Genomic DNA, 16,128 nt, shown 5'->3' on the forward strand with positions numbered 1-16,128 from the left:
GGCTTTCGAGCCTTTGGAGGATGCCCGTGATGCCGCAGAAGAAACATAAGCCTGAAGAGATCGTCGCGAAGCTACGTCAGGTCGACGTGCTGTTGTCCCAGGGGCGCCCAGTCGCGGAAGCGATCCGAACGATCAGTGTGACGGCGTTCACCTATTACCGTTGGCGCAAGGAGTTTGGCGGCCTGAAGTCCGACCAGGTGAAACGGCTCAAGGATCTGGAGAAGGAAAACGAGCGGCTACGGAAGGCTGTCTCGGATCTGACGCTTGAGAAGCTCATTCTCAAGGAGGCTGCCTCGGGAAACTTCTGAGCCCCTCCCGCCGCCGACGCTGCATCGACCACGCCATCATGAAGTTTGGCGTGTCGGAGCGGCTGGCGTGCCGGGTCCTGGGGCAGCATCGGTCTACGCAACGCAGGGTGCCGGTGGGACGGAGCGACGAGGCAGCGCTGACAGCCGACATCGTCGAGCTTGCGACCCAGTATGGCCGCTATGGCTATCGCCGGATCGCAGCGATGCTGCGTTCGTCAGGCTGGGCCGTGAACGTCAAACGTGTCGAGAGGATCTGGCGGCGCGAAGGGCTCAAGGTCCCTGCAAAGCAACCGAAGAAGGGCCGCTTATGGTTGAACGATGGATCCTGCGTTCGGCTACGACCGGAGTGTCCCAACCATGTCTGGTCCTACGACTTTGTGGAGGATCGCACCCACGATGGCCGCAAGTTCCGCATGTTGAACGTGATCGACGAGTTTACCCGGGAATGCATCGCGATCCGGATAGACCGGAAGCTCAAGTCCACCGATGTCATTGACGTCTTGTCGGACCTCTTCGTCCTGCGCGGCGTGCCGGGGAATGTTCGTTCGGACAATGGTCCCGAGTTCGCCGCCAAAGCGGTGCGGGAGTGGATCACAGCGGTCGGCGCGAAGACGGCCTTCATCGAGCCAGGCTCGCCTTGGGAGAACGGCTATTGCGAGAGCTTCAACTCCAAGCTTCGCGACGAGCTCCTCAACGGCGAGATCTTCTACAGCCTCGCCGAGGCAAAAGCCGTCATCGAAAGCTGGCGAAAGCACTACAACACCGTGCGGCCCCACTCATCGCTCGGATACAGGGCTCCGGTACCGGCCGCCATTATGCCGCCGCCAAATCCATCTCAGACATGGCCGCAAAGCCGACCATGCATTAGACTGAAACCGGGCCACCCAATGGGGGCAGACCACTTGGCGTCCTTCACAGCACGGCGAGCATCCATGAGTTCGGCGACAAGCTCATGACGGCGCGCGGCCGAAAGGCCGGGATTCGTTGATCGCCACACCCTGTCGGCGACCATGAAATACCTGCCGTCCGGCGTTGTCGGATGATCGCGCCGGTCGCTCAATCCGGATACTCGCGGGCGAGGCGATTGTAAGCGTCCTCGGCTGCGGCGTCGCCGGCCATAGCATTCTCGAGTTCATTCTTGTCGACGAGCATCCCGCCGAAATGTCCGAGGAAGGCGGGCGCCAGGCTCCGATCTTCGAATGCGATGCGGATCGTCTCTTCCCCGCTGCGAGGTGCGTATCACGACAATTATGGTATTTCGATACCGCTACGCTCGCAATCCGGCAAATCTACCAGCTGCAAACGGTGTTGAGCGTTAGCGATATCGATACATGAGAAGGGCTGTGGAATATTTTGGCGGGAGAGTATATAATAACAAGAAAAATATAGATATTGCAACAGATTTGAGCTTGCTATGGTCGTGGAAAATTAATTTTCTGACTAACAAAGCTATATTATGGAATTCGATTCTCTTTTCTAATATTACGTTCAAAAATATTCTTTGTTGGAGTACGAATAGAGTTGAATCTTTGTCAACAAATTTTGTTTCACCCCTGATTGCTAGAAGTTCATTCAAATGATCTAGTCGATGTATATACCTATTGAGTCCGCGCTCAATTTTATCTCGATCTATTGCGCTATTGAACCCTGAGTCATTTCTTCCATGAATGCGATAAAGCCCCAGTGGTTTGGAAATGCTCAAGATGTCGCCAAAAAAAGGAGCCGCAAACAAAATGATTCCATCGACTGCGGTATCATAATCGGCGTCTTCAATAAGGCTGCAGAGGTCTCGCCTAAATACATTCCCCGACGTCGGAGGCGTCGTATAAACTCCGTTGCGTAAAATTTGCTCCTGAATCTTGTCGCAATCCCTCCAATCGCCCAATTTCGGAAACGCGTCTCCAATATGTTTGCCGGCCGAGTCGATCTTGATCAGTGGGTATTGAATCTTCGCGATCGAATTATCGAGGCTGCTTATGAGTTCGTCTATCGAATTGGGGCAAAGCTCGTCGTCGGCGTCGAGGAACAATATGAAGGGAGAACTCGTCTTCTCCAGGGCGAATGCGCAGGCGCGCCTCTGGCCGGAGTTCTCGATTTGGTAGGCGCGAACTCCCTTGCTCAGGATGACGTTCCAGCTGTCGTCGACCGATCCGTCATCGATAACAATCAACTCGCAGTGCGGAACGTTCTGGGACAAGACGCTTTCAATGGCTCGCCCCACGAACTCCGCATAGTTCCAGCAGGTAATAATGACTGCGAGCCTGAACGGAGCCGTTTCCGTGAAGCGCGGCTCGCTTTCGGCGACCACCAACGGCTTGCGCGAGGCTCGCCTATTCACGTCAGGTTGCTCCATTTTTGCAGTGCAACACTATGAAGCACCTCCCGACATACAGCAAATCGCGAGCGCCCCGAGGGCCCGCTGGCGCCGCCCTTCTTGCAGGCTGTTCTGATACGCGCACGCCAAGCCGGCGCGGGCGCGCCAGATGCCCAGCAGTCCCCTTTTGCTATCGCGCGCGCCGGCGGAATACGGCGCGGACTGTAGCCCGGCAGGACTTCGGCCGTATCCTAGCACGGCAATTGCTTCTCCTTCTGCCTGGGTAGCCCGGGTTACGGCTGGTGCCAGCGTGGCCGCGATGCCGAGGGAATACTGCGCATGCAGTCGGGAGGTGTCGGATATGCCGGTAGAATGCAAATCCGTATCGGTCGTCATGGCGACCTACAACGGGGCTAAATATGTCGAAGAACAGCTTCAAAGCATCATAGGGCAAACATTCCGCCCGCTGGAGATCATCGTTTCTGATGACGCATCCAGCGACGCAACCCTCGAGATCGTCGAACGCCTCGCTGCGGGCTGCGGCATCGAGACGAAGATACTGCGAAACGCAAAGCCGCTCGGGTTTAGGGACAACTTCTTGCGGGCTTCCCTTATCGCCAGGGGCGATTTCATCGCCTTTTGCGATCAGGATGATGTGTGGGATGCCGAAAAACTGGAAAAATGCTCGAAATTCTTTGCCGACCCGAGCATATCGATGATCGTCCATACAGCAATCACCGTGGACAGGAACGCAAACAAGATCGGTGATTTTCGACAGGGAATCCGCAGGTCCGGCATAAGGCAGCCGCTCAGCTACGACCCATGGCTAACTTTCTTTGGGTTCTCGATCGTTTATCGTCGAGAGCTGCTCAGAGTTGCCGACATCAATGACAGGTTCATCGACTACATCGTTCCCACTGAGATGATCGCCCACGATCGCTGGATTATGTTCCTGGCGCAGATGGTCGGCTCCACCGCCGAGCTCGCCGAGCCTCTCGTTAAATACAGGCAGCATGAAAGCAATACATTTGGTAGTCGAAGTAAAAATCGAAAAAGGTTTGACCGTGATATAAGGCGCGATACAGATTTCTACATCGCTTCTACCGCAAAGATGTTGGAAATCGTATGCAACATCCCCGAAGAAGTGGGCTACGAATTTCCGCTTTTTGATAGAGATAAAAGTAAATTGTATCTTGAACGAGCTCTTAATCAATTGACGATGAGGCGATATATATACAATTCGCAATCGAAAATTTCTTCGTTTGGGAAAATTTATCGGTGCGTCAAAACTGGAAGCTATAGATCCGTACATGGCGGCCATAATCGTTGGCGTTCGCTTGGTCGAGATCTTCAGTTTGCCTTACTCGGGCGGTAGGTCAGCCGTATGATCTCTAAGTTTGACCGCTAGTCTGAAGGAATCTAATAGTATTTAACGCTGGTGCCAGAATGTAACGATTGGGTCAGCGCAATCAATTGGGGGAGCTTCAACCCCATTCGCTAGCGTGACGCTCGTCAGTCGGCTGACGTAGATTGCAATCAGCTATCTGCGATCGCAAAGCCTCTGCGGCCTCCACGCAGCACTCTAATCGCTGACGCGCTAGTGCTTTCATCGCGCGGCGCGGGCAGCGGCCACTGAGGACACGAGTTCCCCGCTGCCGCCCGACGAGCAACTCGATGACATCGACAGTTTCGGTGCTGCCTTGCCGGATTCGGGCTTATCGAGTGATCGGCTCAAGACGGCGCAAACGTCGCAATAACACGAGATGGCATGTTTCCTGCTGACCTCATCGGAGCGGGTTCGTGCGTCCACACACCGATCTATCGGTCGGCATTGGGACACACTGCAGACTCGCTCGCATGGGAGCGCAGATGCAGGGCCAGATCGGGCGCTATAACGCCGAATTGTTCGAAGATGTTGACCTCGTCTCGACGGACGTCTTCGATACCCTGTTGTTGCGGACGCACCGGTCGGAGCGCTCGCGCATTATGGCGGCCGAGCAGCTCTTCGCCCTTGTGCTAGAGCGCGCCGGTCATTCGGTTTCGGCGACCTTGCTGGTGGCGGCTCGCCTTGAAGCCCAACGTCTCGCCTATCGCTCTCTGGATATGGCAGGCGGTGGGGAAGTGAGATTGGTCGACATCATTCGGCGCCAGCTCGCCATTCTCGGTCTGCCTAACTCGTTCGTGGCGGCACGAGTGGCGATCGAGATCGAGATCGAGCGGCAATCGCTGCGCCCCAACCTCGCTTTGGCCGACGCTCTGCGCCGCTGCAGGAGCGGCGGCAAACGTGTCGTCGCTGTCAGCGACATCGCCTTGCCTACCGCCGCACTAGAGACTCTCATCACCGCGTTCCACGGAGCCGATCTGGTCGATCGTGTTTATTCGAGCGCCGACATGGCAACCACCAAGCGACGTGGTGATCTTTTCGATCTGGTCATGCGCGAAGAGGCCGTCCAGGCCGGACGAATCTTGCACATCGGCGACGACGAAGCGGCAGACCATCGCATCCCCTCGATGATGGGAATGCAAACATTGTACGTGCCGCGCGCGGAGCTGCGGCGGTATCTGACCCGTGCGCATGGCGGCGTGGCCGAACTTGGACACCGCGCCCGGAAACGGGACCTTGCGGGTCGGATCCGCGCCGGCACGACCGCGGACCCGACCGCATTCGGCCGGGAGGTTCTCGGGCCAATCGTTGCCGAGTTTTGTCTGGCGATCTGGCTCTATGCCGACGAGGCCCAGAGGAAGGGCAATGCGGTCTTGCTGTTCTGCGCCCGCGGAGGCCTGGGAATCCGGGAGGCTTTCGAGCGCGTTCTTTCACGCCTGGGCCTGCCGCTCGCCTTGCCCCGCGAGAACCTGGCCGTCTCCCGCCTGGTTGCAGCACGAGCTGCCATGATGGCGCGCAGTCCCGCGGCGCTTGACGAGCTCGGGCGCGAATTCGGTGCCGGCAGCTTCGCCGATGTCGCTCAGGTGCTGGCCGGGCGGGCGCATGAGCTGCCGCCAGCGTGGTCGCAGCGCTTTCGGGGCGACCAGTTCTATACGCTTCTAGATAGCGCGGCGGGCCAGGGTGTAGTGGCGGATGTCGCAGTCCAGGATGGACTCTTCCGGCGCCACCTCGCAGATATGTGCGGGAGCGCGGAGCGGATCATCCTCTGCGACACGGGACTTTACGGGAGCACCCAGCGGTTACTTTCGGCCGGTATTCCCGAGCGCTCGTTCGAAACCATCCAGTTCGCACGCTGCAATTACAAAAACTTCGACGAGGATCACTTCCCCCGGGTGGCAGGCCTCGCGGTCGAACGAAATTGCTACAGCTCGTTCGACGTGCGCTCGACTGTCTTGCGTTACTGGCACCTGATCGAGAGCCTGTTCGAGCCGCGCATACCTTCGGTGAAAACGTTCGCCGACGATGCCGGTGCGGTCAGTTCCAATGCCGGTGACATCGGCTACGGTTCGGTGGCGAAGGAAGCGGTCAATCCAAGGCTGATCGGGGTGCTCGACTATATCGATTCCCTTTCTGGCGGCATGACGGTGATCGCAGACGCCCCGCGGGCCTGGGCCCAGCTCAAGCGGGCGATCGTCAGGCCCGCCCCGGCCGATCTGCAGGCGCTGGCGATCGGCACGCGTTCGGTGGATTTCGGGCGGCCGGGCATGGTCGGTGATCGAACCGCCCCTCAGACCGGCGTGTTGTCTCAGCTGTCTTCGATCAACACCCAACTCTGGCGGGAAGGGGCAGTCGCACGCGAGTTTCCGCGTTCGCGCGCCGCACTCCTCGGCAGCATCGAAACCTTCCATGCTCTGCGCGGTTTCTCATCGTGGATCCGCCATTGAAACGCATCTGCGCGACGTATCGCGCCCGCCCTGTCAAACTCTTCCAGCAACCCAGCCAAGGCGTCCGCGCATGGACTGAGGAAGCATTGGCATGTTGGCGCTAAGGGCATTTACGGGCGCGGGCTGGCTGGTGGGCTCGCGCTTAGTGGGACGGCTGATCGACTTCTTCACGCTTCTCGTGATGGCTCGCGCGTTGACGCCGGCAGATTTCGGGCTGGTCGCACTCGCCATGGCCCTTGTCGCGATCATCGATATGGTCCTGGAAGTGCCCGTTACTCAGGCGTTGGTTCGCTTGAAACAGATCGACGAGAGCCATCTGGATACCGGCTTCACGCTTGCCCTCATCCGCGGGATGCTCGTTGCGGTGGTGGTCATTGCTGCCGCCTGGCCATTCTCGCAGATTAACAATGACAGCCACCTCATTCCTGTCGTACTGGCGCTCGCAATCGCGCCCATTATGCGCGGACTGGCCAGTCCGGGCCTTATCCACTTTATCCGCGACCTCGGCTTCCGGCGCATTTTTCTTCTTGAGATCACCGGCAAGATCGTGGCGTTCTGCCTTGCGATGGCGGCACTTTATCTGGGCGGCTCCTATTGGGCGCTGGTGGTCAATTTCGTCGCCTCTCCAGTTGCGGCGGGCATCGGCTCCTATCTACTGGCACCGTATCGCCCGAAGTTCTCGCTCAGTCGGTGGACGGATTTCGCAGGTTTCGCGGGCTGGTTCACGGGCTCACAGCTCATGTCAGCCATAAACTGGCAGTTTGATCGCATCCTGTTGGGTGCGCTGGCCACCAAGGAGGTGCTGGGCCGGTATTCCGTCGCCAACGACCTCTCGGTCATCCCGACGCAGAGCCTCATCGGACCTGCGCTTCAGCCGATCATGGCAGCCTTTTCGCGCATCCATGGCGACGACGAGCGGCTCCGCTCGGCATTCCTCAAAGCTGCCCGCTTCAGCATGCTGATCTCCATCCCGTGCTGCCTCGGAATTGCGCTGACTGCGGATCTGCTCGTTGCAATCCTGCTCGGCGCCAAATGGCAGGCCGCCGCGGACTTTCTAAGGTTGCTATCGCTCTCGGTTGTCGCCACCCCCTACTTCCAGACTCTGTACTCACTGGCCCTTGCGATGGGGCGGCCAGAATTCATCTTTCGGCTTAATCTTTTCGACCTCGTCGTTCGCTCATCTCTCGTCGTGCTTGGCTTCTGTTATGGGGGAGCGACAGGCGTCGCGCAGGGTCGGCTGCTTGCGGCCGTCGTGATCGCGTTTGCACTCGTCATCCAGGCGCGCAGGCTGATCTCAATCGGTATCGGCAAGCAGCTTCTCAATCTCTGGAAGGTCGGGGCGGCGGGAGCCGCGATGTGCATCGGCGTCGTCGCCCTGAGAGCCGAGCTTGCGGGAAAGGTCGCTGCCATCCCGGAGCTCGCCCTCGTCGCCGTAACCGGGGCTGTGCTGTATGGCGGGGTGCTTGCCTGTTCGGGCTTGTGGCTCGTCCTCGACCCTGGACGCCTTGAACTCGTCGACCGGTGGTGGCGCCATTAGCCGACGTCAAGCTATGCTCGTGTACCAGCCGTCCCACTGAGAGAATTCTGGAAATTTCCGCTGGTATCCGTGCCGAGCAAGCAATGCGTCGATCTTCGGCTCCTGGGGGCTGTTGCTATGTTCCACGGAAAGGAGACGCACGCGCCAGCGCTCAAAATCGAACGCCTCGAGGATTGCAAGTTCGCTCCCCTCGGTATCGATCGACATATAGTCGATGATTGCGGGCGCACGGTACTGCTCAAGCAAATCGTTGAGCGATATCGTCTCTACGTCGCAAGTGGGAGATGCTTCGCGGATGGGTGCAAAGTGATCATATAGGGCGGTTGCGGCAATCCCGCCTAGCTCAGGATCCGGGGTTGTTGCGAACGATAGAACCTCCCCCGAGCCGACGAAGACGCAGCGCTTGTCGATTTCGCAGTCTCGATTGCGTTCAAGAGCCTCATGCCAAATCGGATTTGGCTCAGCCAGGATTCCCGTCCAGCCGAAGCTTCGCTCCAGCAACCAGGTATTGCTGTTCGTAACCCCGTTCGTCGCGCCGAACTCCACGAAGAAGCCATCACGCTTCTCTCCGAGTTCATAGCAGACCCAGAGATCCTGAAGAATCTGCGAGCGGGAACAGCCGATGCGATCGAAGGCAAATCCCAGAAACCGAACGGGATCCATGTCCCGCAGCTCCATGATCTCCGGACGCCGCAGCCGCAGGGCGTTGAAGGCGAGGCGGCGCATATTGGGCCGATCGGCCATTTTCCGGAGAAAATGTGCCGCGGATTTCTTGACAACTGCGTTCAGCATCATGGCTGGCAGCGATCGAGGACGACGCCGAGCACGTTGGTGCCGCCGCGACGCAGTTTTTCAGTAGCATCGTTCAACTCCTCGAAGGTCGTTGAACCCTCTGCCGCAGCCAGGATGACGCAGTCGGCGTGTGTCGCCAGAGCGAGAGCGTCGGCAGAGTCGTCGAAGGGCGGAAGGTCGATCAGCACGTCGCCGAGTTGTCTGGCATGCGCGACGATGCGCGCGGCCCTGGGCTCGCGAAGATCGGCGAAGCGGTTGAGCTGGGGAATGGCCGATCGAATTGGAAGAAGCCGCATTCCGTCGAACAGCAGAAAGGCGACGCGCTCGGGCGGCAGGTTCTGGGCGATAGCATCGACCATGGTCGAAGGGGGCGCGGCATCGGGCGTCTCGGTGAGGAAGGCGTCAAGATTCGCGCTCAGAATGCTGACGGAGCGCCCGCCCAGATGCATCAGCTGGCCGAGGTTCATGGTCAGCATCGTCGCTCCGTCGGCGGGCTTCCAACTACCGATGGCAATGACGAAATTGCCGCCCGTGCGATCAGCCGGGCGAGCGATCTCTATCGCCGTCCGCAAATCTCGGATCCCGGCAACAAAGGCTTGGGACCCCTCGCTCGCGACGAGCAATGCCATATCTTGGGCCGAGGCGTACTGCGCGCCGGCCAAAACGTCGATCTTAGAGATCGCGGCAAGGCAGGGGAGGCCGGTTTCACGCGGAATGTCCTGCCCCCGCCGGACCTTGCGATCGAGGGCCGAAGCGATCGCACCTACGAAAAGTCCGCTCAACAGCCCGAAAACACCGCCGAAAGCGAGGATGAGCCCCTTCCGGGGAGCGGAGGGACCAAGCGGTAGCTGTGCCGCGCCGATGATTTTAGCATCGGCGTCGGGGGTCGGTGTCGAAGGAAGCTGGCCAGCCTCCACAGCGAGGCGCGCGGCGTCGACCTGGGCGGAAAGAGCGTCGAGGCGTGCCTGAAGGAATTCGCCTCCGCTGCGCGCCGCATCGGCCTTGAACGCGACAGATTGCAGGAGATAGGCGGAGGCGGCGGAGTTCGCCACCCGGGCGGGCAGATCAGGATCCGATGAGTCATAGGCGATCTCGATCACATAGGATTGACCGACGCGGCGCGCCGAGAAGCGCCGCGCAAAGTTCTCGAATGCGACCCTGCGCTGATCAGGACCCGGGTTCGCACCTTGGACGGTCGGTTCCTCACCGGGCATCGATGCGAACGGTCCGCTGCGGGACGCGATGCCCGAGAGCTTTCGCCCAATCAGCTGGATCGCACTGGGCTTTAGAGAATGGAACTCCGCGTGATCGGCCAGTTTCAGAGCGACAAAAACCGTGCTCAACAGCCGCTCCGAGCGGATCACCTGTAGTTCGCTGTCGGCACGATTCAGGTCGAGCGTCGAGGGCGCAACCGCTTCGCGCGCCGCGGTCAGCACTTGCCGGCGTGGCTCTAGCAGCAAGGTTGTCGTCGCCGTGTAGGTCGCCGGAGTTGCCCGTACATACAGGAAGGCGGCTGCAAGGCAGATAGCGATCCATCCCGCCAGTTTTAGTCTATGGCGTATCGCAGTGGCGCCGACCGCCCGCAGCATTGAAACCGGACCGTCATCCGGGGAAGCTGGCACCGCATCGGGGAGGGGCATGATCCGTACAGGTCGTGCGAGTGGAAACTCTCGGAGCATCACTGTGGCTTGGTCCCCAGGAGGTTTGGAGCGGCGGCACGTTCAGGCTGCATGCGCCCACGAATGACATCGATCATCCCCATGATGTTGCCCCGGAGGCGCCCTCGACGGTCGATAAAGGGCTCTGGCCACAGAGCTCGCCCAAGGTTGCTCGCAATATTGCGAAAGAGATGGTCCGCCACCTGTGCAATCGTCATGGTCCCCTTGCGCAGCATGTAAAGCGGGTTGACGATCTGCGAGTAGCCGAAGCGTTCGCCCGCCACTCGCCCGGTTTTGACTCCCATATGGACGCCGAACGCATCGGCGCATTTCACGAACCGCCCGCCTTGCGCAGCGAGTGCCGCAGCAAAGTCCCGGTCTTCGAGCCAGCCGTATAGGACGAGACGTTCGTCGAAACGCATGGTGCCGATCTTTGCGTGGCGGAAAGCCATGTTGCACCCATAAGGGCTGTACGGTTCGATCCAGGACCAGTCACTTGGCGGCGCCTCCGCCACCATTCTTACGGCCTCTGCAAACTTGATGCCGGGGCCGGTGATGCCGTCCACTAGGACGCGACCGGTGAACCCCACCACGCTCGCCTCATCCCGGAAGGTTTGCGCGGCGACAGCTAGCCAGTCGTCGTGCGCGATGAAGTCGTCGTCAAAGAAGGCGACGATGTCGATGTTCGGCGGGAGATGCGCGAGTGCCGTGTTTCGCTGCGCTGCCAGGCCCGGCGGCCCGACGACAACCTGAATGTCGTTTCGAGCAACAAGGTTCCCCGCATCGACGGTGTCGATGCACGATATGATGACGGAATCCGGCTTGAGGGTCTGAGTATCCAGCAGATGACGGACAGATGCGCTCACGACGTCCGGCCGTCCGCGCGTGGCTACAACGACGCCGACCCGAAGCCGCGGCGCGCTGCTCTTTGGGCTTGCCTGCCGCGCGGCGAGCGGCGATGCCAGCAGATCGAGATAGCCTTCAGCCGTACTACGCCAGGAGAACAACGGCAGGCGATCCCGTCCGCGCCCGATCAGCTGGTCCCTCAAAGCCGCGGACCCTGCCAGCGCGCGAATATGGGCTATCCACTGCGCCGGGTCGTCAGGCGCAGCCAGCAGCGCTGCATCGCCGCAGACTTCTGGCATGCTGGCACAATCCGACGAGACGACCGGACATCCCCGCGCCATCGCCTCTATGATCGGCAGGCCGAACCCTTCGGTCCAGGATGGGAACGCCAGGCAAAGCGCGTGTTCGAACAGGTAGGCGAGGTCGTCGTCGCTCACCCTGCCGATCGTGGTAAGGCTTGGCGCGTGTCCCAGCGTTTCGCTGGTGAAGATCTCGCCGCCGCTGCCGGCGACCACAACATCGATGCCAGCCGCCGCGAGGCTGGGGGCAATCTCGATCAAAAGCCCGAGATTCTTGTGCTTGGCGCGCGAGCCGAGGGCGAGGATAAACGGGCGATCGCCATTTCCCCGCCGAAGCTGAAGGACCTCGTGGGCGACGTGCGCTTTAGTGGGATCCCATCTGAGAGCATGCTCGTGGCCGTTGGGCAGGACCGCGATCTTGCCGGCTGGCACCGCGAGGTAGCGCGCAATCTGGCGGGCCGACGCTTGGGATACCGTAGCGAGACGTGCCCCGCGCCGCGTGAGAAGGGGCTGTAAGCTTCGATAGAAGGCGCGGAAGCCGGGATTATAGCTGTCCGGGGCGGTGAAGACGTTGGCGTCGTGGATGCAGACGATCTGATCCGCCTTTAGACCGGGCGCGGTATTGCAGAGGTTAAGCAGGCGCCCTCGACAAAGCCCGGGTAACTCAACCTGTTCCCAGGCATGGCCGACGAGCCTTCCGCCGCGAACTAGACCGATCCTCTGCAGGCCAGGGTCGATGGCGTTGCTGGGCGCGATGATCGTACTCGTGCTGTGCGCATTCTTCAGTGCATCATCCAGGGCTTCGACAACATTCAGGGCGTAGCGCTGCACGCCCGTCAGCGCTTGAGTCAGGAAGCGGCCATTGACCGCGAAGGTGGCGGGGCCGCTCATGCGCGCGCTCCCAGAGCCTGGAGAGGCCGGAGCGCACGCCGGCGCGGTCTCAACGCTGCCGCTGTCGCGGCGAGCGCGCAGAAGAATAGTCCCTGGTCTATGACCGTGCCGACGAGCAGGTCGCCGAACAGCAGGCCCAAGGCGCCGTTTCTTGCCGCGACTGCGACATTGGCCTCCAGGTTGCCGGCCTCCCCGCGGGGGCGAGCGAAACATTCGATCGCGAAGATGGAATAGAAGAACAGTCCGGGTATTCCGGTCGTTGCCAGCAGCGCAATGACGAAATTTGATGCCCTGGCGGTGCCCAGGCCGACACCTAATCCCAGCTGTCCAGAAAGTTCTGGAAGGAAACGACGTTCCAGGAGCCGCGTTCGATGCCGGAAGTCGAGCCCGCCTTATCGAGCACCGCCATGTCGATATAATCGCGTATCATCGCCGAGACCGCCGGATCGAGAAGCAGCAGGAGCAATGCTGCGATTCCGAGCAACGGCGCCCAGAATACGACGGTAGCGGCACGCCGCGCCGATGATCCGTGACCGAGGCGAAATATCGCCGTCGCGTAGAGGATGCACAGAACGACTGGTGCGCCCGCAAGCCCCGTCGATGACGTCGACAGGATGATTAGCAGCAGCGACAGCGCCGCAACTGTGCCAGTGAGCACCGAGCGATGGCCGCACAGCCAAAGCGTGCCCATGAAGCCGAATACGCCGAGCGTGGACCGCGCGAAAACCGAGGCCTCCGTGAACGAACCGACGATGCGCTTCATTCCTCCGACCTCGGAATTGGTATGGAGCGTGTAGCGGGCATTCCGCATGAACCCGAGAAGTTCCTGTGTGCCCGTCCCGTAGGTCGCGAGATCAGCGAAAGCGAAGATCGTGTTCGCGACGCAGTAGCCGATGAGCCCACTCAAGGCGGCGGAGAAACCGCCACGGCTAGACGCGACACCGACGATCATGACGAAGCACAGCAGATTGGCTATCATATAGACACTCTGCGTCAGATTGCTCGACCCGGGCGCCAGGGGGACGGTCGAACCGGTATCGTCGAAGGCCGTGGTACCGAGTGGAAAGATTTCAGTTATTCCGGTCAGGACACGCGGCATTAGAAAGGCGCTGGCGACGCCATAGATCGCGAGGCATGCGAACCAGAAGCCTGGTTCGTTGGGGTGGAGCGAGCGGATAGCGGCTGCCGACACGCGACGCTGGGTCATCGCGCCGACCGCGAGGAAACCGAGCATGACATGACCTGGCGGAATGTTTGCCGGGCCGATGAACACAGCTGACGATGCGCCGAAGATCGCTGTGACGATAGCGCCCTTCGCCAGCGCGCCGGTTCCGAGGTACAAGCAAATAAAGCCGAGCAGGATCGTCAAGACGCCAATCGGTTCCACGCTCATGGCACAATGTCTCGCGCCACCCGGGGCCAATCAAACCGCCTGACCTCATGATCCGCCCTGTCCCGGCCGGCTTTGCCGAACACGGTCACACCACATAAACGAGGCGGGAGGGTCCCTCGGGCACGCACAGCGCGAGAGCGTTTGGAAGGCGCGGCAACGGGGCGCCAATTCGACAGCAGTTGATTCGGCCGTTCGCCAGAAACGGCTGTGCAGGCGCGCCCGATCAGTGCGTGGAGGTGGCCGTCGATTATCTCCCATAGTGCATCAGTCAAGACCGGCCCCTCGAATTCTCACTCGGAAACTACGCGCTCAAGCGGTGGTCAGGAGGACCGGCCGCTCCCGTTGCGCGGAGGGAACCAGGGTAAATGTACCGGCCATCGGCTTGAGCAGCTGGTCAATGTGCGCCCGCATCTTTTCCTCGAAGACGCTGCTCGAAAATTTTCGAGCGTGGTTTGCGATTTCGGCAGGCCGCCACATGATCGCCCGCGCTCTCTCCTCTGCATCGATGATTGCCTCGACGCTCTGTTCGTCGAAGAACAGGCCGGTCAAACCGTCGACAACCGTTTCCGTGGCTCCTCCACGACGGAAGGCGATGACCGGTCGGCCACTCGCCATCGCCTCGATCGGAACCATTCCGAAATCTTCCTCCCCTGGAAAGATTAAGGCGCGGCAGCGGGAATAGTGGTGACGCAGTTCAGCGAAGGGTTGTGGCCCCATCACCGTTACGTTCGGCTTGGCGATCCGTCGTAGCGCGGCGAGCATCTCGCCGCCGCCGATTACGACGAGCCGGCGACCGGAGCGATTGAAGGCTTCCACGGCGAGATCGGGGCGTTTGTAACCGACAAGTTCGCCGGCCATGAGGCAATAGTCCTCGACTTGCTCAGGTGGCAGGACCTCGAACGCGTCGACATCGACCGGCGGGTTGATCACCGTGGATGCGCGCCGATAGTAGCGATGCAAACGCTGGGCAACGGTCTCGGAGTTGGCGATGAAATGATCGACGCGGTCGGCCGAAACACTGTCCCAATTCCTGACGTAATGTGCAAGAAAAGGCATGATGAAACGGGTGAATACGCCAGATCTATTTCGATATTCATGGAACATGTTCCAGATATAGCGCATCGGCGAGTGGCAATAGCAGATGTGCATACAGCCGGGTGGGGGAATAATTCCCTTGGCTGGTCCAGACTCGCTGGAGATGATCAGATCATAGCCTCGGAGATCGAGCTGCTCTAGCGCGAGGGGCATCAGGGGCAAGTATTTCTGATAGAACCTCGAGGCCCGTGGCAGTCCGTTGATGAAACTCGTCGTGACCTTGTGGCGCCGGATTTCGTCCGACACCGCTTCGGGAACATAGACATGGGTGAAGAGGTCGGCCTCAGGATACATGCGGCAGAGAGCCTCGATAACCTTCTCTCCACCTCGCATCCCGACCAGCCAGTAATGGACGATCGCGACCTTCATAACGGGGAGGACTCCCTGACGCAGTCATGGGCCTTAGCCTGGCATGGGGACGGCTGTTGCATTGCGGGCTTTCCCTTCGTTCGAGGAGTCCGGATAGCTCACGCGTCTAGCGGCTGCCCCGTTGCCGCAAAACCGCGGGTACGGTCTTCACGAGAATCTTGGCGTCCAATAGCAAGCGCCATTCGCTGGCATATTGGCTGTCGAGCGCGACGCGGGTTGCGTAACTGCAGTCACTTCGACCGCTAACCTGCCATAGCCCGGTGAGGCCCGGTGGAACCGAAAAGCAATGCGCAAAGGCTTCGCCGTACCGCTCAATTTCGGCCCCAACGATAGGCCGGGGGCCGACAAAGCTCATGTCGCCGACGAGGATATTGAAGAGTTGCGGAAGCTCATCAAGGCTGCTCCTGCGCAGAAACCCACCAAGCCGCGTGATACGTGGATCGCGTGAGAGCTTCTGAGATTCGGCCCATTCTTTCGCAGCCGCGGGGTCGGAACCGATCAGGCGCTGCAGTGCCTCATCAGCATCGCTGACCATGGTTCTAAACTTCCAGCAAGCGAACGTTCTGCCCCCCTTGCCGATGCGCGTTTGGCGAAACAACGCTGGGCCCTCATCGGACGATCGGATCAAAGCGATGAGTACAATGATCAACGGCGTTAGAAGGATGATCAGTATCGACGCCATCGACACATCAAACAAGCGTTTTGCTGTGTATTCTGCTGTTCGACGAGTCTTTCGCCTTCGTATAGGTGGCGAAAGCGCTAATACGAAGTATCGTGACTTCAATGATCGATCCATCG

General features: G+C 60.0%; 11 protein-coding genes. 4 read left to right on the plus strand and 7 right to left on the minus strand.

Annotated elements, in window-relative coordinates; translation table 11 throughout:
- Positions 1–29 precede the first annotated feature (29 nt).
- Positions 30–1,264, plus strand: a protein-coding gene (locus BIWAKO_RS32165; protein ID WP_371332331.1) for an IS3 family transposase whose coding sequence is annotated in 2 segments (ribosomal slippage) — positions 30–300 and positions 300–1,264 — 1,236 coding nt in all. Because the reading frame shifts where the segments join, the coding sequence is not laid out codon by codon here.
- Positions 1,265–1,623: 359 nt separating this feature from the next.
- Here BIWAKO_RS32165 and BIWAKO_RS32170 read toward each other — a convergent pair.
- Complete coding sequence (locus tag BIWAKO_RS32170) at positions 1,624–2,646, minus strand: glycosyltransferase family 2 protein (RefSeq protein ID WP_176733489.1); 1,023 nt, start codon at positions 2,644–2,646, stop codon at positions 1,624–1,626.
- 145 nt (positions 2,647–2,791) lie between these two features.
- Here BIWAKO_RS32170 and BIWAKO_RS32175 point away from each other — a divergent pair, with 145 nt between their 5' ends.
- The 3 genes from BIWAKO_RS32175 to BIWAKO_RS32185 all read left to right on the plus strand — a co-directional run bounded on the left by BIWAKO_RS32175 (position 2,792) and on the right by BIWAKO_RS32185 (position 7,987).
- Entirely contained in the window at positions 2,792–3,997 is a 1,206-nt protein-coding gene (locus tag BIWAKO_RS32175) for a glycosyltransferase (RefSeq protein WP_244523711.1), read from the plus strand.
- A gap of 494 nt (positions 3,998–4,491) precedes the next feature.
- Positions 4,492–6,450, plus strand: a complete 1,959-nt coding sequence (locus BIWAKO_RS32180; RefSeq protein ID WP_069883367.1) for a hydrolase — start codon at positions 4,492–4,494, stop codon at positions 6,448–6,450.
- Between the two features lie 91 nt (positions 6,451–6,541).
- The gene (locus BIWAKO_RS32185) at positions 6,542–7,987 is read left to right on the plus strand and encodes a lipopolysaccharide biosynthesis protein (RefSeq protein ID WP_069883073.1); all 1,446 of its coding nucleotides are present in this window, start codon (positions 6,542–6,544) and stop codon (positions 7,985–7,987) included.
- A 6-nt stretch (positions 7,988–7,993) separates the two neighbouring features.
- Here BIWAKO_RS32185 and BIWAKO_RS32190 read toward each other — a convergent pair whose 3' ends face one another.
- The 6 genes from BIWAKO_RS32190 to BIWAKO_RS32215 all read right to left on the minus strand — a co-directional run bounded on the left by BIWAKO_RS32190 (position 7,994) and on the right by BIWAKO_RS32215 (position 16,027).
- Positions 7,994–8,782, minus strand: coding sequence for an FkbM family methyltransferase (locus BIWAKO_RS32190; protein WP_069883074.1), 789 nt, complete (start codon positions 8,780–8,782; stop codon positions 7,994–7,996).
- Positions 8,779–10,419: an exopolysaccharide biosynthesis protein gene (locus tag BIWAKO_RS32195; protein ID WP_210185102.1), complete on the minus strand. Its 1,641-nt coding sequence runs from the start codon at positions 10,417–10,419 to the stop codon at positions 8,779–8,781. The genes BIWAKO_RS32190 and BIWAKO_RS32195 overlap by 4 nt, the downstream gene beginning before the upstream one ends.
- Positions 10,420–10,457: 38 nt before the next feature.
- Complete coding sequence (locus BIWAKO_RS32200; RefSeq protein WP_069883076.1) at positions 10,458–12,473, minus strand: glycosyltransferase; 2,016 nt, start codon at positions 12,471–12,473, stop codon at positions 10,458–10,460.
- A gap of 313 nt (positions 12,474–12,786) precedes the next feature.
- Entirely contained in the window at positions 12,787–13,866 is a 1,080-nt protein-coding gene (locus BIWAKO_RS32205) for a hypothetical protein (RefSeq protein WP_244523712.1), read from the minus strand.
- A gap of 309 nt (positions 13,867–14,175) precedes the next feature.
- The gene (locus BIWAKO_RS32210) at positions 14,176–15,330 is read right to left on the minus strand and encodes a glycosyltransferase (RefSeq protein ID WP_069883077.1); all 1,155 of its coding nucleotides are present in this window, start codon (positions 15,328–15,330) and stop codon (positions 14,176–14,178) included.
- A 106-nt stretch (positions 15,331–15,436) separates the two neighbouring features.
- Positions 15,437–16,027 carry a sugar transferase gene (locus tag BIWAKO_RS32215; protein WP_176733491.1) on the minus strand — a complete coding sequence of 197 codons (591 nt, stop codon included), beginning with the start codon at positions 16,025–16,027 and terminating at the stop codon, positions 15,437–15,439.
- Positions 16,028–16,128 lie beyond the last annotated feature (101 nt).

This window comes from Bosea sp. BIWAKO-01 (assembly GCF_001748145.1).
Lineage (GTDB): Bacteria > Pseudomonadota > Alphaproteobacteria > Rhizobiales > Beijerinckiaceae > Allobosea.